The organism is Microcoleus sp. C2D2 (genome assembly GCF_036702495.1).
Taxonomy (GTDB): Bacteria; Cyanobacteriota; Cyanobacteriia; order Cyanobacteriales; family Microcoleaceae; genus Microcoleus.
Window position 1 is genome coordinate 1 of the sequence record NZ_JAUBTO010000070.1, and the last position, 19,217, is coordinate 19,217.

A 19,217-nucleotide genomic window follows, 5' to 3' on the forward strand; every position below is an offset into this window, starting at 1 on the left:
TATGTGACTGATGGATGGAAGGTTTACCCCATGTTTATTCCCGATGGAGACCACATTGTTAGCAAAACTTACATGACAAGAGTAGAAGGAGAAAATACAAGACTCAGACATTATCTAGCTCGCTTAAAAAGAAAAACTCTTTGTTATTCTAAATCAGAAAAAATGCTCAAACATTCAATTCGATTACTCATTCACTATCTTAAGTTTAATAGTGTTCCCGTTCCCTATTCAATTAATCATTACGATCGAGTGAGACGAAGATCGCTCAATCGCTAAATCATACCTTAATCCAGCAACGCCCATATTAATTATAATTGCATGGATATCATAAGTTAAATGCCATATCATACCAAATCCGGTTGCATCGGAATGATTAAACCGCGAAGACGCGAAGGAAGAACAGCATCTTCTTCTTTCTCTTCCTTCGCGTCCTTAGCGCCTTCGCGGTTCATTTAATCTTACGACCTATAAGCGATCGTATACTTTGCCGATGAAATGACCGAAAGCATCCAGGATACAAGCCCCCGGATTCATCCGTGGAGAGATAAAAAACCTGTATCCGATGAAACTTGCCCCCCTAATTTATCCGTGGGGTCAATGCTTCAATCTAAAATCTAAAATCTAAAATCTAAAATCGATTGACCTCTGATTTCATCAACTTAAGCACTTTCTTCAATTAAAGCCGCTTCCGCATCCCGCCGTCTGTTCATTCCTCTTGCAATGGAAGTCCCCACCCAAATCCGTTTCATTTGCCGGATGTGTTCAGCAATTCCATGCACATCTTTTTGCGGCACTAAATCTCGGATTGCACGCATTTCCCGGCGGCGGTCTCCCTCCATACTCGTACCGCGATTGAACACCAAACTTACCAATCCTCCCTGAACATCTGCTGGCAATTCTTCAAAACCAGGAAATGCCTTTTTTGTCAGATTGTAAAATTTCGGCACTGTTACCGCATTAAAAACTTCCCACGCTAATTCCCAAGAAATAATAATGTCTCGAACAGTAGCTAAACGCTGTTTCGCAAGTTCTCCTGTCAACCTGCAGCAATCACTCAAACGCTTGCGCTCAACATCCCCTAATTTCTGCCAATCTTGGTTAAAAACTTCTACGCTATTGTAGCCGATGTCGTAACCGATGCCGATCGTAATTCCCGATTGTCCTTCCGGCCAGATTGGACGCTGCTGCAGCTTTTCGTAGTATTCTTGTCCGCCGCCGACCTCGAATTCTAAAATTAGCTCGATCGCCCTGTATGATAAAAGTGACGACCCCAAAAGTTCTCCGGGAAACAAAGCAGCTAGGGTTTCCGAGCCCGCAACTCCGTCAGCCAAAAAACCTTGATTACTCTGAAATTGTTTGAGGGATATTTCAGTTTTCGGCCCAAACTTACCGTCTGCACTCCCTAGATTCAACCCTAATTCCAGCAAGCGTTTTTGCAGTTTAACAACATCGGAACCCGAAGCACCTAATTTTAAAATTTGCACAACCTGTTTTCCTTTGATACTATCGGCAAATTAATTTTTGCTTCAAATTATACCAAAACCCTAATTTACCCAACTATTTGATTAATTCTGCCTCAGTCAGCAGCACAAAATCGCGCGGATTTTTTAACACAAACCAGTCATTTTCTTTAATTAAATCGCCAAAACAGGTTACGGGCGATCGCTCTTCATAAGCCTTGGCAGCCAAGTGATAATCAGATCCGCTCAATTCCAGATTAATCTTTCTCAGCTTCCCCACCACAAACCCCATTAATGTAATTTTGCCTATCGCCGATTCTTCCCCCTGCACTTTATTAATCCATCCTTGGATTGCAACATTAGGCAATGAAGTGATTAAATCGCTGAGAATATCTAATTGAGAACGATTTTCTACAACTTCTAGTGCTTTTAAGTTCCGACACATCACCTCGGCAAAATCCTCAAATTCTTTGTGAGGCGAAAGCAATACTTCCCCCTCCTGACCCGCAGCATTTTTCTTATTCCAAATGAATCCCTCATAAAATTGACGAGCTTTATGCCAGCCATTTATCTGCAAGTATGTCTCTAACACATTTGGCTCGATCGTTTTCAGAATGTGACTATCTCTTACAGTTACTTTCACGGCAAACTTCCCTCGCTAATGCTCTGTATCATTGACTTAAGAGCTGGTACTGTAAACTGATTGCTGCGGGGTAAAGAAACAGTCACATTTGCTATATTTTGTGTTTCTGGCTGTCCCCGCAATGATATCCAGTAACCACAATTCCTCATACACATTTCCGCTTCTGACTGCTGCAACCAGTCTTCTAGATTTTCCGGTACTAAAAGTACAACTAAGATTCGAGGTACTAGGGCATTTCTTCTCAAATCGTTGTAATTTTTGACTTTGAGCGGATCTCGGATGTAGTCGCCGTCTATCACATCTCTTGAAGTACATTTTAATTGTAACTTCAACTCTGGAAAACAAACGCTTCCCTCACCGCTGCCAGCCGTGATTTGTAGGTCGATGCTGTCGAAGTCTAACTCTAACGGATCGATCGAGAAACCTGCCACTGCTGCAACGGCACGTACATAAGCTTTGCTAAAAAGTTCTTTCTGCTGGTTCAGTTCCATTCTACAATAAACCTATGACCAAAATAATTTATTTTATAATAAACCTGTTGCAAAAGTAATTTTGGCCGGAGTACGCGCCCCTGATGCCGCTCGATTGATATGATTTATTAGTCCCTCTATGCTAGGAATTAGTTTGTGTAGTAGCCGTTTCAAAATCCGACTATTATCAGTGAATTTTAACCTTAATTTGTAGAAGTTCTTAGTCTCAAGCGAGAGGGACGAAAGTTTGTGTAGGAGAGGTTTCAACCGCCGACTATTATAAATGAAGTTTCTCACCCGGATTTGGTATTATTCCTAAAAAAACCCGGTTTCTTCAAGAAACCGGGTTTTTCACACTTACGCGGCGTGTTTTCGATACCAATCAATGGTATTTTTCAACCCATCCTTAAACTTCACCTCCGCAACAAAACCAAACCTTTCCTTAGCCCTTTGCGTATCCAAACAGCGGCGCGGCTGACCGTTCGGTTTGTCTGTTTCCCAAACAATTTCTCCCTCAAATCCCATCAATTCGCAAATCGTTTCCACTAAATCGCGAATTTTAACTTCGCTATTGGTTCCCAAATTAACCGGGTCAGGTTCACTGTAAGATTGAGCCGCCATCACAATTCCCCGCGCGGCATCTGTGGAATACAAAAACTCGCGGCTGGGGCTGCCGTCGCCCCAAACTGGCAGTGTTTTGTCTCCCCTTTCTTGCGCTTCGTGGACTTTGCGAATTAATGCGGGGATGACGTGGGAACTTTTCGGGTCAAAGTTATCTTCCGGGCCGTACAGATTTACTGGTAGCAAGTAGATACCGTTGAATCCGTACTGCTGGCGGTAGGATTGCAGTTGCACTAATAAGGCTTTTTTCGCTACTCCGTAAGGTGCGTTAGTTACCTCTGGATAGCCGTTCCACAGGTCATCTTCTTTGAAAGGAACTGGGGTGAAGTTGGGATAAGCGCAAATCGTGCCGACGCAGACAAATTTTTCGACTCCTGCTTCGTAGGCGGCGTGGATTAGTTGCACGCCCATCATCAAATTATCGTAAAATAATTCAGCGGGTTTGAGTTGGTTTAAGCCGATGCCGCCGACGTGGGCGGCGAGGTGAACGATCGTATCTTGTTGGTCGGCGGCGCGCTTGCAGTTTTCCATGACGCGGAGGTCGCAGTCGCGCGATCGAGTTACCGAAATTTTATCAGCATCTGCCCCTGCTTTCACTAACTGGTCGATTACCTGACGGCCCAAGAAACCGGCGCCGCCCGTGACTAGAATGCGTTTGCTGCTTAAATCCAAGCTGGTCATAATTTTAGCCTCGGGATTTTGAATAAGGGTCGAGCGACAATTTCAATTCTAAAGTTGTTGCTTTAGCAAAAAAAGCTTTCAGCTACAGGACTCGCTTGCCCACAAATCTGTTTTAGCTGCCGCAGAGAGGGACAATGCGATCCCTGCACACCCGAAAGTTAGATTTATGAGCCGCGAGTCCTCAACTATCATTTTAATGTTTTTGTTAGCCCGCACATCCGAAAATTTTGCGCTCAATTAAGCTGGTTCTTTGAATGCCGATCGCGCTCATGATTAGATGAGCGAAAAAAAACCATAGTATATTGTTGGAGCGGGTGCCGGTTAAGTATCGCTAGATACAAGTCGCGAGATACAAGCGAGTATAGCAGTGAGTTCACCCGCCCTCCCATGTAATGTTTATTTGTCGCTACCTACTTAGCTGAACCCCTAGAGAATATGAATTCTTGTAAATTCGCTGAATAATCAGGTAGTAATTGGTATGCTTACATAAGCTACCGTTTAAAACTAGCGTTGAAGCATCAGGTTTCTTACAGAAGTTTTGTAGTAAACGTAACGCAATAGTCCCCCGAAAGACAATGTGTTCAATAGCGCTTTCAATATTTTGTTGAAAGCTTTGAGAGATACCTCGCGATCGGTCGAGCTTAGGGCAAGGAGCTTAGGGCAAGACCCGATCGGCCATACACGCTAAATTTGGGAGAAGCCCTAGATTTATCGGCTTAAATGTATCTGTAACAATCCTCTCATCATTTATGAACTGTGTGTAGGGGCAATCCTCCGGTGGGCGCCTTTCCTAGGGGGTAGACACCGGGTACTACCCCTAGAACTTGTTCGCGCTGACGGCTTTGTTTAGCGACTCAATCAAATCCGTTGCCCGAACCCCGAGCTTGCTGGTCTAAAGCTTTCATGTCAGCATCTACCATTAAATGTACTAACTCCTGAAAAGTTACAGAAGGTTCCCAATTTAATTCCTGGCGCGCCTTAGTCGAATCGCCAATCAACAGTTCGACTTCTGCAGGACGCAAGTAGCGTTCGTCAAACTCCACATATTTTTGCCAATCTAAATTGACGTAAGTAAAAGCCAAATCGAGAAATTCCTTAATAGAATGGGTCTCGTTAGTAGCAATAACATAATCGTCAGGCTTGTCTTTTTGCAGCATCATCCACATCGCCCGCACGTAGTCTTTAGCATAGCCCCAGTCCCGCTTGGAATCGAGATTGCCCAAGAAAATCTTTTTCTGCTTGCCGGCGACTATTCTGGCAACGGCGCGAGTAATTTTGCGAGTTACAAAAGTTTCGCCCCGGCGGGGAGATTCGTGATTGAACAAGATGCCGTTGCAGGCAAAAAGTCCGTAAGATTCGCGATAATTTACTGTTTGCCAGTGACCGTAAACTTTGGCGCAGGCGTAGGGACTTCTGGGATAAAAAGGAGTTGTTTCCTTCTGCGGAACTTCCTGCACCAAACCGAACATTTCCGAAGAACCTGCTTGATAGAACCGCACTTCTATGCCGGTGCGGCGCTGATAGTCCCGAATTGCTTCTAGCAGGCGCAATACTCCCATGCCTACTGTGTCAACCGTATATTCCGGCGAGTCAAAACTGACTCGAACGTGAGATTGAGCCCCTAAGTTATAAATTTCTACCGGCTGAACTTCTTCCAATATCCGGCGCAGAGTAGTGCCGTCGGTTAAGTCGCCGTAGTGCAGAAACAACTGCGCGCCCTCGCTGTGAGGATCGACATAAATGTGGTCAATTCGATCGGTATTGAAACTAGAACTACGCCTGATAATGCCGTGAACTTCATATCCTTTCTCTAACAGTAATTCGCTCAAGTAGGAGCCGTCTTGACCTGTAATACCTGTTATTAGCGCTCGCTTGCGTTGCGTCATCTGATTTTCCTTTGACAGGCTGTGTTAATTCACTTGGGACTTTCCGGTCAGAGGCTGTTGTTGCCTGCCGGATCTCTTCTCAAACTCTAGGTTAACTCACAATTCTTCGATGGGCATCAAGGAACTGTTTAGTTTTGATAAAGAGTTTGTCGCTTGCTGTCAGTAGTCAGCATCAGTGGTCAGTAACAAACAAAACTAACTACTGATTGCTGACTGCGGACAAAAATTAATATGCGCCGTTATTTTTGGGAAAAATCACAACTCCAATTGTTTTGAAAATAATCCACATATCCATCCAAAGGTTTTTGTCATTTGCGTAATAGAGGTCGATTTGGACTCGGCGGGGATAGGGAATGTCGTTGCGACCGGACACTTGCCACAAGCCTGTAATTCCAGGTCTTATAGTAAGAATTTTGTTGATGTGACGGCCGTATCTCGGCAGTTCTTCTTCAACTAAAGGTCTCGGCCCGACGACGCTCATATCTCCTTTTAAAACATTCCAAAACTGGGGAAACTCGTCTAAACTGGTCATTCGTAAAAATCTTCCAATCCAGGTAATTCGAGGGTCTTGTTTCAGTTTGAAATTGTCCTCAAACTCTTGACGCAAATGCGGAGATTTTTCCATGATTTCCAGCAATATGTCGTCCGCATTTTCCACCATCGTTCTGAATTTAAGGCAATAAAACCTTTTACGGTTTTTGCCTACTCGTTCCTGTACGTAAAAAATAGGCCCGGACGAGCTTAAGGCGATCGAGAAAGCCAAAAGCAGGTAAACGGGAGCAAACAGGATCAGAACCGATAAGGAAAACAGGATGTCAAATAACCGCTTGAAAAGTTCTCCGTCGAGGCTCTGTAGAGAACGACTTATGGGTCTATCTCCTTGCAGGACAGGCCCAAAACCGCGTCTTGCGATCGCTCGAATTACCTTGCCGGAGATTAGTTGGCTGTCGGCAGTCATCTTACTCCTTCACTTCACACCACACACAGTCCTGATCATAAAGCCTCAAGACGCTTTGTTCTCTCAATTATGTTTCCAATACTCAATTTTCTGCATTCTGAATACTTGATACGGCAGAATGCAGCTGTGTTGAAGGCAGCGGAAGCTTAAGGCATAAGGGTTCTGAAGGAAGAAGTCCGATGGAAGCCGTCAAGCGTGAAGAGGGGACAAGGCACTTATGCAGAGGGCTTCTGAAGGCACTTATAGCCTTTCGAGCGTAACATGAGGTACTCTGGCGGGCATAGGCCTGGTGTGGGCATAGGCCTGGTGTGGGCATCTGTTGCGAGCGGTGTGTACCTCATTTTATTGAGAACCGCTATATACAAAAGTAAGATTTTCCCCTTGTGGCCTTGTGGCCTTCTACCACTCGGACCCTCGGACACTCTCTCCATTCCCAGACTTGGTACAAAAATCGCGGGATTGAAATTCCTGATAGCAGCGTTCCACAAAAGCTAGATAGCGCTGCCCAAAGACTTCGGGGGCAAACTGTTGAGCGCGCAACCTGCAGCTTTCTGGTTCAAATTTGCCTTGCAACTGCTCAAATTCTTCGACAGCTTCGACTAATGCTGCTGCGGTTTGGGAGGAAAAAAATAAACCTGTCCCAGTCTCTGGGTGTTGCCGAATGTCGAGCACTGTCTCCAAAGCGCCCCCTGCTGCATAGGAAATTATCGGTGTTCCGCAAGCTTGAGCTTCTACTAAAGCTATGCCAAAATCTTCGCAAGCTGCATAGACAAAGGCTTTCGCCTCTGCCATGTACTTTTCAACTATGGAGGCGGGCTGCCAGCCGAGCACTTGCACGTTGGGTTTTGCCAGAAGCCGAATCATTTCTAATTCTGGCCCGGTGCCGATGACAATTAGAGTATGCCCGAGTTGATTGAATGCTTGGACGATCGCACTAACGTTTTTGTAACTTACCAATCGGCAAACTGTGACGTAAAAGTCTTGTTTTTGCCGCATCAAGGAAAATCTCTCGATATTTACCGGCGGATAAATCACCTCGGCCCGCCGCCGGTAGCACCGCCAAATTCGGCGCGCCGTGTGTTGGGAGTTGGCGATGAAATAATCAACGCGGTTGGCGGAAATTACGTCCCACTGCCGCAGTCGATGCAACAAATATCGCGTCAGCAGCCCCGGGATGCCCCGTCCGGCTTTGCTGCTGCGCAAATAGTCAAAAGTTAAGTCCCAAGCGTAGCGCATGGGTGTGTGGCAGTAGCAGACGTGCAGTTGCTGGGGACTGCTGAGGATGCCTTTGGCGACGGCGTGGGAGGATGAGAGGATGATGTCGTATTCTCGCAGGTCTAGTTGTTCGATCGCCACAGGCAGAAATGGCAAATATTTTTGGACGCCGCTGCGGGCCTTGGGAAAGTGCTGCAAAAATGTTGTGCCAATCTGTCGCCCGAAAAGATAGCTTTCGGGATTGGCTGATTCAAAGTCGATGAGGGCATAGATATCTGCCTCCTCTACGTGTTTGAGGATTTCCTGCACTACGAGTTCTGAACCGCCAGTAGCTAAGGGCGTCAACCATTCGTGAACTAGGGCGTATTTGAGTTTTTTCACTTGTAGGTAGCCGATCGGACGATTTGTGAGCGCCAGTTTTGTCAATATTAGTCTTATCGAGAATCTGGGTCTAAAACCCCGTCCTTTAAGGACGGCTTTGCTAAAATATACATGGTCACAGACCCGCCCGGATTTAAGATACTCCGAAATAAATAGCAAGGTTGAAAGTCCTGTCAGAGTTGCGATCAGAAATAGGGGAAGCGAAAGGGCAATAGGAAAATCCGGCCCTGAAGGCAAACAAGTATTTTACTTGCGTACAAAACAAAAAAGTCGCCATAGGGCATTGGGAGACTCTAAACGGACATGGAGCGATGGTAAGACTACTCCGGTAGCACGTTGCTGTGAAGTGTCAAGGAATCCTCGCACTTATAGGGCGAGGAGGTATGTCAATGAGGAATCACTTACGCAATATCGGGCCATCAACCAGGTTTCTACGTAGGTATCTAGCTCAAACCCAAGATTTTGCAAATAAACGGGGTTTTTGTCAAATCAGCGACAGCAAAACTGCACTCTCCGGCAGTGATTTCCCCGATTGTTGACATGAAATACTATTAGGCGGAATACTGAAGGTGATTTGCGATCGCCCAAATCTTCGGAACGGGCGCGGGGCTCAATGTGGTGTGAGGAAAAAATGTCCAAATTTTTGTGGAAGGGACTTTTACTTAGTCCCGCAGTATTGGCAGCAAGTTTAGTCGTATCTTCGACGGCGCTAGCAACAGAGCAACCTGTAGAAATTGCTGCGGCAGCTCAAGCTAATCTGCAATTAGCAGGTGCTGCAACCGAGGCGGCAAAGCCTGAGACGGCAAAGCCTGAGACTGCCGAACCAGTGTCACTAGCTAGCAATTTGACTGTTGAAACTATTGAGAAAGAAAGTGCGAACCTTTACGAGGGCTTTCCTTCGGATCGCTTCGCTAACGCTAACGAGCCGATTGGCCCAGTTGCCGAACAGGCAAAAGCACCGTCCAACGCAGTTGCAGCAGATTTAAGCGAAACCAAACCCGCAGTCGCGCCAGCAAATTTAAGTGCCGAAGAACCTGTCGCAAAGCAAATCCCCGCAGTCGCGCCTGCAGATTTAAGCGAAACGCAACCCGCCGTTGCACCGGCTAATTTAAACGCAGAAAAAGCCGCCGCACAACCCCAGCAGATTTCCCAATCGAGTGCTCCAAGTGCCCAACCTCAAGCAGAGTCAAATGTTTTAGAACAAATCAACGAATACACCACAGAAGGCAGCGACAGCGCAGATGCGGTTGGCCAAGTAACCTCTGTTTCGCAACTTTCCGACGTTCGACCCACCGATTGGGCCTTCCAAGCTTTGCAGTCTCTAGTAGAGCGCTACGGGTGCATAGCTGGCTATCCTGACGGCACTTTCCGCGGCAACCGGGCGATGACTCGCTACGAGTTTGCAGCGGGTTTAAATGCGTGTTTGGATAAGGTGAGCCAGTTTATTCAAGGTTCGAGAAATCGGGTGATGCGAGAAGATTTAGCTTCTATGCAAAGGTTGCAAGAAGAATTTGCGGCGGAATTGGCAACTTTGCGCGGCCGCGTCGATGTTTTGGAAGCGCGCGCCTCTGAATTAGAAGCAAATCAGTTTTCAACTACGACTAAACTCAACGGCGAAGTGATATTTGGTTTGACGGGTATCGCCAGGGGAGATGATGCCGAGGGCCGCGAAGCTGATAAAGCGACGGCTTTTGGCAGCAGGGTTCGTATCAATTTCGACACGAGTTTTTCTGGAGAAGATTTGCTGAGAACTCGATTGCAAGTTTTAAATTTGGGTGCGTTTTCTACGGAAAATACGAAAACCGCTGAAGGGGAATTGCGGTTTAATGTCGGGCCTTTTGGCGAGGCTAACAATATAGTAGCTTTAGATGCGCTGCTTTACCAATTCCCTCTCGGCAAAAACACTACTGTAATTCTAGAAGCCAACGCTGGCGCTGCTGATGATTTTGTTAACACTGTCAACCCTTACTTTGACGGAGACGGCAGCTACGGCGCTCTTTCTAACTTCGGTACTCGCAACCCAATTTACTATTTGCTTGGTGGTTCTGGCATCGCTCTGCGGCATCAGTTTGGGGGAAAATTAGAGCTTAGTTTGGGGTATTTGGCCGGCAACCCTGCGAACCCGACGCGGGGTAACGGTTTGTTCAACGGTTCTTACGGCGGTTTGGCTCAGTTGACTTTCAAACCGAGCGACAGCATTGCTTTAGGTTTAACTTACGTTAATTCCTACAACTTAATTACCAATACCGGCAGCAATGCTTCTAATTTCCCGGCGCGTCTCGGTTCCTTCGGGCTCGAGAGCGATAGCACTCTGCCAGTTTCTAGCAATTCCTACGGCGCGCAAGCTTCGTGGCTGTTGAACCGGGGATTTGCAATTGGCGGTTGGGCGGGTTACACTAATCAGCGCATTTTATCGAACTTGGCTACTCCTACGGGTTCTGTGCAGCGGGGAGACCAAAAAATCTGGAACTGGGCTGTTACTTTGGCTTTTCCCGATTTGTTGAAAGAAGGAAATGTGGCGGGGATTTTGGTAGGTATGGAGCCGCGGGTAACGAGTTCTACTAATCGGACTTTGCCGGAAGATAAGGATACTTCGCTGCACGTTGAAGGTTTCTATCAGTTTAAGTTGAGCGACAATATTTCTATCACTCCCGGTCTGATTTTGCTGACTGCTCCGGACCACAATAAGAATAATTCTGATTTACTGATTGGGGTGGTCAGAACGACGTTTACTTTTTAGGAGCAGCCCGCACAGATTTTAGATTTTAGATTGGCGGTTTTAATCTAAAATCTAAAATCGCCAATCTAAAATCGGTGGGGGTTTCAACAGAAACGACCAGCTTTTGCTAAAGCTGGTCTGCACAAATAGTTAAATCCGTTGTGTTCCCACAGTGTTTTTCTCACAGTGAGGGAGGAAACCCAAGTTGCACGTTTCTTTGCAGCGGGCTCTCAAATAAATATCATCTCTCTTAAGTGGTATTTTAACAACAAAATTTAAAGTTTTGTAATAAAATTTTACATTCCAGGCGGATATTAATTGTCAGGGGGCGATCGCACTCTCTGTCACTTTGTATAATCCAACAAGGCTTCAAAAACCCGGTTTCTGCCTGGGTTTATCGCTACCAAACAGGTTATTTTGCCTAAAAACGCCGATCGACCATTTTACTCACTTTATATAATTTATGCCGGAGCTTGCTGCGGTCGGCCCCAGACAATCCGCTCCTGCTTGTATACAACCATACCCGGTTTCGCGCCTTTAGGCTTGTATACATATTTCGGTTCTGTATAAACCACGGGGACTTGTTCGCTGTGGCGGGCGCGACTGTAGTAAGCAGTCATGTCGGCGGCAAATTGCAAATCGGTTTCTTCAGCCACAGTACCGGGTTTGAGACGCAGCAAAGCGTGGCTTCCGGGAATCTCTAGGGTGTGGAACCACAAGTCGTAGTCGTTGGCGGTGCGAAAAGTGAGTTGGTCGTTTTGGCGGTTGTTGCGCCCGATTAATAATTCAAAGCCGCTGGGGGTTTGGTAGCGGTGAAATTCGATCGCAGCATTTTTGTCGGTACTGCGGTAATCTGGTACGTCTAGATATTTTTGTTGGATCAGTTCTTCGCGGATTTCGGCGAGGGTTTGCAAATCTTGGGTGTTGCGGTAGGTTTCCAATACTGAAAGTGCGACTTCAACTTGTTCTAAATAGTCGATTTCTTCCTGTACGGCGGCTAACAAAGGTTCTACTGCAATGCGGGCTCTTTTAAGTTTTTGGTGTTTTTTGTAGATTGCTTGAGCGTTTTGAACGGCGTTTTTTTCCGGGTTTAGGGGAATGATAACTGGTTTTTCGGTTTCAAAGTCGGGGAGAGAAATCGATTTCATTCCTGGTTCCCAATGCTGCAAAGAAGCCATCAGCAAGTCGGCTTGGGATTTGTGGGTGTCGGCGTCTGCAGATTGCTGCAAGCGTTCTTTAAATGTGTTGGCTTTGAGGCGCAGTTTGGCCAGGACACTGTTGAGTTTTTGGGTAAGCTGATGCCGCAGTTGGGCGAATACTTCTTGATTGATTTGGTCTGTGTAGTAGCTGTTAAGTATTTCTTGAACGGAAGAGAAGGAAGAAGGCTTTTCGGCTTCGCTGAGGGTAAAAACAGGGGAAGAGGAAGAGGAATCGGACTCGTTCCCAAGCAGATATTGAGGCTGTGCCTCTGTGGTACCATCTGGTGCGGGCCAATCGATGACGGTGTAGCCTTCGGGGGTAAAACTCGGGTGAAATTTGGAGTTTTCTAGGCATTGCAGCCAGTATAGCCAGCGCTGGAATAGTTGCTGCCATTCGTCGGGATTGAGGCTGTCGGTGGATTGTTCGGGGTCTAAAGAAGCCGATCGAATCATTGCAAAAATTAAGGCTTTACTCAACCCTCGGTAATTCTTCAACAGATTACGGTGTAATTGTCCGGGAACCAGGCTAATTCGCGATTGCCAGCGGTTTTGAGATTCGCTCAGACTAGGCACTGCATCGGTCAAAGACGGGGGCATTTCGTAGGGTTGCCCGGTTTGGATGGGACGGACGGTGGACTGTTTGGCGCTGACTTGGTGGGCGCAGGTGACAACGAGGTTGTCTTGGGCGGTGAGGATGACGTTGCTGTACTTGCCCATGATTTCGGCGTACAGGTGCCAGAGGGCTGGTTCTCCGGGGCGTTTGGCGAATTGCAAGTCGATGACTCTTTCCCAGGATGCAACGGGGGCGATGGAAACTAAGGCTAAACCGCTGAGTTGGTGCCGCAGTTGTTCGCTGAAGGTGAAGGTATCGGGAATGCGGGGCGGGGGGTCGCCGACGCAGATGCGGGCGGCGACAGGATGCCAGGAAAGGTCAATCCAGCCGCGCCCTTTCATGGTGCGCAGCGCCAGGGACACGGTAAATCGATCGCGCTGGTAGACTTGTTCTAAGCGCGCTGGCAGCCATTGGGCTCGCAGTTCGCTGCAAGCTGCGGTTAAAGTTGTAAAGTCTACGGGTTGCACGGTGGCCTCTTTGCGATCGAACTATCTTTTTCTATGCTGACAGATATCGGTCACATTTTACTAACTATAGCCTTTCTCAGTAACATGAGGTGGACGCTTGATAAGCGGGTATAGGGCATAGGGCATAGGGTATAGGGCATAGGGCATAGGCCTCCGCGGGCATAGGGCATACCTCACTTTATTGAGAACTGCGGTATATACAATTATTGTTTGCTCTTGCTTCGCGTCCTACGCTAGGAAAGCGCTTCAATAATTCCGTTAACAAATAAGAAATAACTAATAAACATCTCCTAAAAAGGAGGTTTTGAACAGGCAGGATGCCTGTTCCACAATAATTATGGGAGATGTCTAATAATATCAATTCCGGCTGCGCCGAAATGATATCATCAGTCATTAGTCATTAGTCATTAGTCATTAGTCATCAGTCATCAGTCAACAAGCATTCCGGTGCAACCGGAATCGATATAGCGGTTCTCAAGCGTGGTGAGGTATGGGGGCGAGTCCTATACCTATGCCCAATGCCCAATGCCCAATGCCCAATGCCCAATGCCCAATGCCCGCGAGAGCACCTCATGTTACTGAGAAAGGCTATAACAACTAACTAATAACTTCCCGAATCAATTGCAAATGTTTGTACAAAGGTGCGATCGTATTGGCGGCGATTGCCCCGCTAGCAGCAACAGCGGGCAAACCAATTCCCGGAAATGTCGAATCTCCGCAGCAAAACAGCCCCGCTAAAGGTGTTGTCGGTCCGGGAAACAAGCCGCTACCAGCCCGAATTCCGGGCCCGTAGGAACCGCGATGGCGGCGCAAAAACCGTTCGTGGGTTAGGGGTGTCCCAACTAAGGTGACTTCGCAGCGCGATCGAATATTGGGGATAATTCTCTCTAAGGCGAACCACATTACCTCGGCGCGCGCTTGTTTTTGCAGCTTGTACTCTTGGCTGGTGCGATCGAGCTTTTGCCACAAATCGTAAGGCTCGTTTCCGGGGGTATATGCGTGAATGACGTGCTTTCCCGGAGGCGCGAGGTGGGGGTCGAGGAGGGAGGGAATCGAGACGAGAACGACGTTCTGAGGGGCCGAAACGCCCATTTCCCAGTCTTTGACGAAGATGTAGTGACAAGCCAAGTCCGATCGCACTCCGGCAGCATCAATTCCCAGATGCAGGTGCATGAAGCTGTCGCACTCGGGCGTGGCCTGCCTCTCTTGCCGAAACCTTTGCGGGACAGAGGTTTCAGGCAACAGTTTCAGGGTATCCCAAACGGATGCGTTGGAGACGACGGCTTTGTGCGATCGAATAATTTTGCCCGATCGCAGCCGCACGCCCGCAGCCCGGTTGTTTTCGACCAAAACTTCTGCAACGTGGGAATTTAGCAGCAACCGCCCTCCGTGGCGCTCTAAACCGCGTACCAGGGCATTTACCAAAGCTGCACTACCGCCGATCGGATAGTCCAAAACTGCATTGGGGCGATACCAGTCGGCGAACATGAATGCGACTTCGGCTGCGATCGTTCCGTCGGCGGGAAGTCCAGACAGCAGGAAACACAACAAATTCAGCCAATTTCGGACAAACGGATCTTTGACATTTTTGTCCATAATTTTGCTGAAAGGGCCTGCAAGTGCGATCGCCTCGCCAGCACTTTGCAGGAAAGCAGGCGCAAATTGGCCGAGGGTAAAAACAGCGCCCAAATCGAAGCGCAAAGCCAGGGAGGGCAAGGCTGTGGCAGCTTTGGCGCAGGGCTCCATGATGCGCTGGAGTTGCCGCCATTCGGCGACTGCTTCGGCGCCGCGCAGTTGTGCGAGCACTTCGGCAAATTGACTCGCACCGACGGATGTGTCGAAGTCGCCTTCTGGCAAACAGCAACCCCAGGTATCGTAGGTGATGCAGGGGAGTTTTTCGCCGATGGCATCCAAAACTTGCCGCAGCGGATTGGCAGACGGGCTGTAGGATAATCCTGAGTACAGGGAGGGCCCGGAGTCGAAGCTAAATCCGCCGCGTTCAAAACCGTGTGCGGCGCCGCCGGCGATCGAATGGCTTTCGCAAACCACAACCTCAAAGCCATAGCGGGCAAGCATTGCAGCGCAAGTCAAGCCGCCAATCCCGCTGCCGATGATGATGATTTCTGTGTCTGTGGGGGCGATCGCAACCATGTTTTTCTCCGCTACTTCAGCTAATATTATCAATCACTCGGCCTCCGGCAAGATGCCTGCCCCACAATCTCTCTGCTGGTGGAACAGGCATCTTGCCTGTTGCCCATCAGAGGCAGGCAAGATGCCTGCCCCACAAGTAATCTCTCTGCTGGTGGAACAGGCATCTTGCCTGTTGCCCATCAGAGGCAGGCAAGATGCCTGCCCCACAAGCAATCTCTCTGCTGGTGGAACAGGCATCTTGCCTGTCCATTAAAATTTTGCATCAAGCCTAGTAAATTCCTGTTATTGTTAGTTAAATGGAAAACATATCAATTCTAGAACAAGCCGCTAAATCGAATACAAAACCCTCTCCCGACGCTGTAGTCGCCGCCCTCCTAGAAGCTGAGAAAAACGCTAAAAAAAATAAAATTCGCTATTCTTTCGAGCAATTAATCGGCAACTGGCAACTCTGCTTTCTCACCGGCACCAAAAAGACTCGACAAAAAGCGGGGATTGTGTTGGGTGCGGGACGTTACATCCCTCAGTGGATTGCGAAAATTCAAATTGCTTATTCGGCGGAACCTGTTGCTGAAGGGGAAGAGAATAGCGAAACCGGCAGGGTGGAGAATTCGGTGCAAGTTGGGGCGATCGTACTAACTCTTTCCGGGCCGACTAAGTTTTTGGTTAATAAAAATATTTTAGCTTTTGATTTTACCAGAATTACGGTGAAATTGTTGGGTAAAACTGTGTATCAAGGATTTATTCGCGGTGGAGAAGCGCGGGAGGCGGAATTTTTTAGTTTGAGTGTGGGGAAGCAGGCATTTTTTGCATATTTTCTGGTAGAAGATGGGATAATTGCGGCTAGGGGAAGGGGCGGCGGCTTGGCTTTGTGGGGGCTCGTAGGGGCGGGTTCACCAACAATTTATAATTCCAACAAACAATCTACATAAACCCGCCCCACCCAACGACAGAATACGACCGCGTGCAATTCAACGAATATTATAAGGTGCGTCGCTATGAAATTGTCCATCTTTCATTTGGGATTTTTAATAGCGACACACCCTCCAGCAACTATCAACTATCAACTGTCAACTGTCAACTGTCAACTTCTATAACTACCGCGCATCGCCAATTAAAATAAAGGGCGACCAATAAAACGGATGCCGCTGAATCTGACTCAACTTAGCTTGCCGCAATGCTTCATTTTTACTCATCCCTTTATTGATATTTTGATAAAATTGAACCATCAAATCTTTAGTAACTGAATCATCAACATTCCACAAACTCGCCATCACCGCTTGTGCGCCCGCACGCTCAAATACATAGGCAACTCCCGATATTTCTTCACCGTTAGAATTTGCTTGCATAGCAGTTTGACACGCGCTTAAGGTGAGGAGTCTGGTGTTTTGCAATCCTAATAATGCGGCCTCGGCAATATTGTATTGTCTGTCAGCAAATAGCAGTGTATTTTCTTTCATGCCCAATTTTTGACAGCCTTCCCGTTGGAAACAGCCGTGAGTTGCTAGGTGTAAAAAAGGAAAGCGGGGTGCTTGAACTTTGAATTGGTCGAGAGTGGCAGCATTGCCGATATAGGCGGAACTTCCAGGCAATAATTGAGCAATTTTTCTCACTTCTGCTTCGGAACCTGGTAGATTTTGGGGCGGACGAGGGACGGGATTTCCTAATGCTAAGACTCCGCCTTGTAAAGTAGAATTGGGAATTGACCTTGTGGAAATGCGGGTGAGATAATTAACGGGATATTTCTGGATTAGGAATTCATCAGTTTGTTCGTCATACAGCGTTTCAAAGGGGATGTAGCGCAGTTTTCTCGTAGCGATGATGCTCAATTGTTTGGGGGAAAATGCCTTAATTTTGTCTTCTACCGGACGAATAAGGATGTCGTAAAGTTTGCCGCCTGTAACGGCGTAATTTTGGTTGCGATCGCAACCTTTGTCGTCACAGCCAAGATGTAGCTCTTTGTCATGTTCGGTGAGGAGTTTGTCGAATTCGGCGGGGTGGATCGGAATTTTTTTAACACTTAAGCTGTCTTTTGTCAAGATAAATAGGGCGATCGTATTGGGGACATTTTTGACATTTGTGAGTAAGACGGGTTGAATGACAACGGTATCTGGTGCGATACTTGCTTTCAGTTGGGCGATGTATTCGCGTTTGGTTTCCAAGAGATCGGCGACTTCTGGGAAACTGCGAGAGATTTCGTCTGCTTCGCTGTTAACTTTCTCTTCTAATTCCCGCATTTTTCGGGAGAGATTTTCTGAGAAGTTGTCTTCGAGTTGGCGGCGGAGGAATTGGAGTTGTTGATTTTTTTGATTCCACTCGTCAAGGGCTTTTTGTGCTTCTGGATCTTTAACTTTGGCGTTAATTAAGCGGGTGTATTCAGCGAGATCTGCTCTGGTAGCGATATTGATCCATTCAAAGGCGCGATCTGGTTGGTTTTCGTCGATGAGAAGGGATGTGAACGCTTTTACTGTTGTTTCTTCAGCTTCTAAAAACTTTTGGCGATTTTCTCGCTGTAAACCACTCCGCATTTCTAAGGTAATTTTGAGGGATTTCTCCCAATTTTCGATCGCTTCAATCGGTTGCTTCGTATCTCGGTATACTTCACCGATATTATTTAAAGCAATTGCTTCTCTAAAGCGATCGCCCAATTCCCGCAGAATAGATAAAGCTTGGTTATACTGTTTTAATGCTTCTTGTGGTTGGGAAATGCTGATGTAGACTTTACCGATATTGTTCAAAGTAATTGCTTCTCCAGAGCGATCGCCCACTTCCCGCTGAATCAGTAAAACATCGTTAAAGCATTTCAGTGCTTTTTGTGGCTGGTAAGTGCTGAGGTAGACTGCACCAATATTATTCAAAGTAATAGCAACACCTCTGCGATCGCCCACTTCCTGCAGAAGCAGTAAAGCTTGCTTAAAAAGTTCTAATCCGTCTTGTGGCCGAAAGATTATCATATAGACTTCACCTATATTACTCAAAGTAACCGCTTCTCCAGAGCGATCTCCCACTTCCCGGTGAATAAGCAAAGCTTCCTTAAAGTATTTCAATGCTTCTTGCCGTTTGGAAATGTTGCCGTAGACTAAACCGATATTATTCAAAGTAATAGCAACACCTCTACGAGCGCCCACTTCCCGCTGAATTTCCAAAGCTTGTTGATAGTATTCCAACGCCTTTTCCGGTTGAGATTTTCTGTCCCAGTATAAACCGATGTTACTCAAAACAGTTGCTTCTATAGTGCGATTACCCACTTCTCGCAGAATAGGCAAAGCTTCATTAAAGTATTTAAATGCTTCTTCCAGTTGAGATTTTTTTTCGTAGGCTAAACCAATATTATTCAAAGTAGTAGCTTCCCCAGAGCGATCTCCCACTTCCCGCAGAATTGCTAAAGCTTGGTTAAAATATTTCAATGATTCTTCCGGTTGGGAAAAGCCGTTGTGTACTCCACCAATATTATTCAAAGTAATTGCTTCTCCAGAGCGCTCGCCAACTTCCCGCCTAATTGCTAAAGCTTGGTTAAAGTATTTCAAAGCTTCTTGGGGTTGTCCGATGTTGTTGTAGACTAAACCGATATTATTTAAAGTATCAGCTTCCCCAGTGCGATTTTTTACTTCTTGCATAATAGGCAAAGCTTGGTTATAGTATGTCAATGCTTCTTGTGATTGGAATTTTTTTTCGTAAAGTAAACCAATATTTTTCAAAGTATTAGATTCCCCTACGCGATCGCCCACTTCCCGCAAAATTGGTAAAGCTTCGTTA

General features: G+C 46.9%; 14 protein-coding genes. 3 read left to right on the forward strand and 11 right to left on the reverse strand.

Translation table 11 applies throughout. The features are described from left to right. Positions 1 to 276: IS1 family transposase (locus tag QUB61_RS21540; RefSeq protein WP_333190108.1), on the forward strand; the 276-nt coding region annotated here is incomplete at its 5' end. A gap of 383 nt (positions 277 to 659) precedes the next feature. On the opposite strand, the gene QUB61_RS21545 is transcribed toward QUB61_RS21540, so the two are convergent. The 7 genes from QUB61_RS21545 to QUB61_RS21575 all read right to left on the reverse strand — a co-directional run bounded on the left by QUB61_RS21545 (position 660) and on the right by QUB61_RS21575 (position 8,315). Beyond that, a complete protein-coding gene (locus QUB61_RS21545; RefSeq protein ID WP_333128531.1) occupies positions 660 to 1,484 on the reverse strand; it encodes a peptidoglycan-binding protein in 825 nt (274 codons plus the stop codon). Between the two features lie 73 nt (positions 1,485 to 1,557). Next, positions 1,558 to 2,103, reverse strand: a complete 546-nt coding sequence (locus QUB61_RS21550; RefSeq protein ID WP_333128532.1) for a hypothetical protein — start codon at positions 2,101 to 2,103, stop codon at positions 1,558 to 1,560. Next, positions 2,100 to 2,594, reverse strand: coding sequence for a DUF4365 domain-containing protein (locus QUB61_RS21555; RefSeq protein ID WP_333128534.1), 495 nt, complete (start codon positions 2,592 to 2,594; stop codon positions 2,100 to 2,102). Before QUB61_RS21555 ends, QUB61_RS21550 begins: the two co-directional genes overlap by 4 nt. A 336-nt stretch (positions 2,595 to 2,930) precedes the next feature. Beyond that, on the reverse strand, positions 2,931 to 3,875 hold the full coding sequence (locus QUB61_RS21560; protein ID WP_333128536.1) for a GDP-L-fucose synthase: 945 nt from the start codon (positions 3,873 to 3,875) through the stop codon (positions 2,931 to 2,933). An 854-nt stretch (positions 3,876 to 4,729) separates the two neighbouring features. Continuing rightward, entirely contained in the window at positions 4,730 to 5,761 is a 1,032-nt protein-coding gene (gmd, locus tag QUB61_RS21565; protein WP_333128538.1) for a GDP-mannose 4,6-dehydratase, read from the reverse strand. 226 nt (positions 5,762 to 5,987) lie between these two features. Further along, positions 5,988 to 6,719 carry a sugar transferase gene (locus QUB61_RS21570; protein WP_333128541.1) on the reverse strand — a complete coding sequence of 244 codons (732 nt, stop codon included), beginning with the start codon at positions 6,717 to 6,719 and terminating at the stop codon, positions 5,988 to 5,990. 399 nt (positions 6,720 to 7,118) lie between these two features. Beyond that, positions 7,119 to 8,315, reverse strand: coding sequence for a glycosyltransferase (locus QUB61_RS21575; protein ID WP_333128619.1), 1,197 nt, complete (start codon positions 8,313 to 8,315; stop codon positions 7,119 to 7,121). A 631-nt stretch (positions 8,316 to 8,946) separates the two neighbouring features. Between QUB61_RS21575 and QUB61_RS21580 the strand changes: the two genes are divergently transcribed. Beyond that, a complete protein-coding gene (locus QUB61_RS21580; RefSeq protein ID WP_333128543.1) occupies positions 8,947 to 11,055 on the forward strand; it encodes an iron uptake porin in 2,109 nt (702 codons plus the stop codon). A 440-nt stretch (positions 11,056 to 11,495) separates the two neighbouring features. Here QUB61_RS21580 and QUB61_RS21585 read toward each other — a convergent pair whose 3' ends face one another. The 3 genes from QUB61_RS21585 to QUB61_RS21595 all read right to left on the reverse strand — a co-directional run bounded on the left by QUB61_RS21585 (position 11,496) and on the right by QUB61_RS21595 (position 15,701). Beyond that, on the reverse strand, positions 11,496 to 13,313 hold the full coding sequence (locus tag QUB61_RS21585) for an NFACT RNA binding domain-containing protein (protein ID WP_333128545.1): 1,818 nt from the start codon (positions 13,311 to 13,313) through the stop codon (positions 11,496 to 11,498). Between the two features lie 597 nt (positions 13,314 to 13,910). Continuing rightward, positions 13,911 to 15,464 (reverse strand): NAD(P)/FAD-dependent oxidoreductase, encoded by a 1,554-nt coding sequence (locus QUB61_RS21590; protein WP_333128622.1) that lies wholly within the window; start codon positions 15,462 to 15,464, stop codon positions 13,911 to 13,913. 33 nt (positions 15,465 to 15,497) lie between these two features. Further along, entirely contained in the window at positions 15,498 to 15,701 is a 204-nt protein-coding gene (locus tag QUB61_RS21595; protein WP_333128547.1) for a hypothetical protein, read from the reverse strand. A gap of 59 nt (positions 15,702 to 15,760) precedes the next feature. Here QUB61_RS21595 and QUB61_RS21600 point away from each other — a divergent pair, with 59 nt between their 5' ends. Beyond that, a complete protein-coding gene (locus QUB61_RS21600) occupies positions 15,761 to 16,393 on the forward strand; it encodes a hypothetical protein (protein ID WP_333128549.1) in 633 nt (210 codons plus the stop codon). A 165-nt stretch (positions 16,394 to 16,558) separates the two neighbouring features. On the opposite strand, the gene QUB61_RS21605 is transcribed toward QUB61_RS21600, so the two are convergent. Then, on the reverse strand, positions 16,559 to 19,217 hold a 2,659-nt coding region (locus QUB61_RS21605), incomplete at its 5' end, for a tetratricopeptide repeat protein (RefSeq protein ID WP_333128551.1).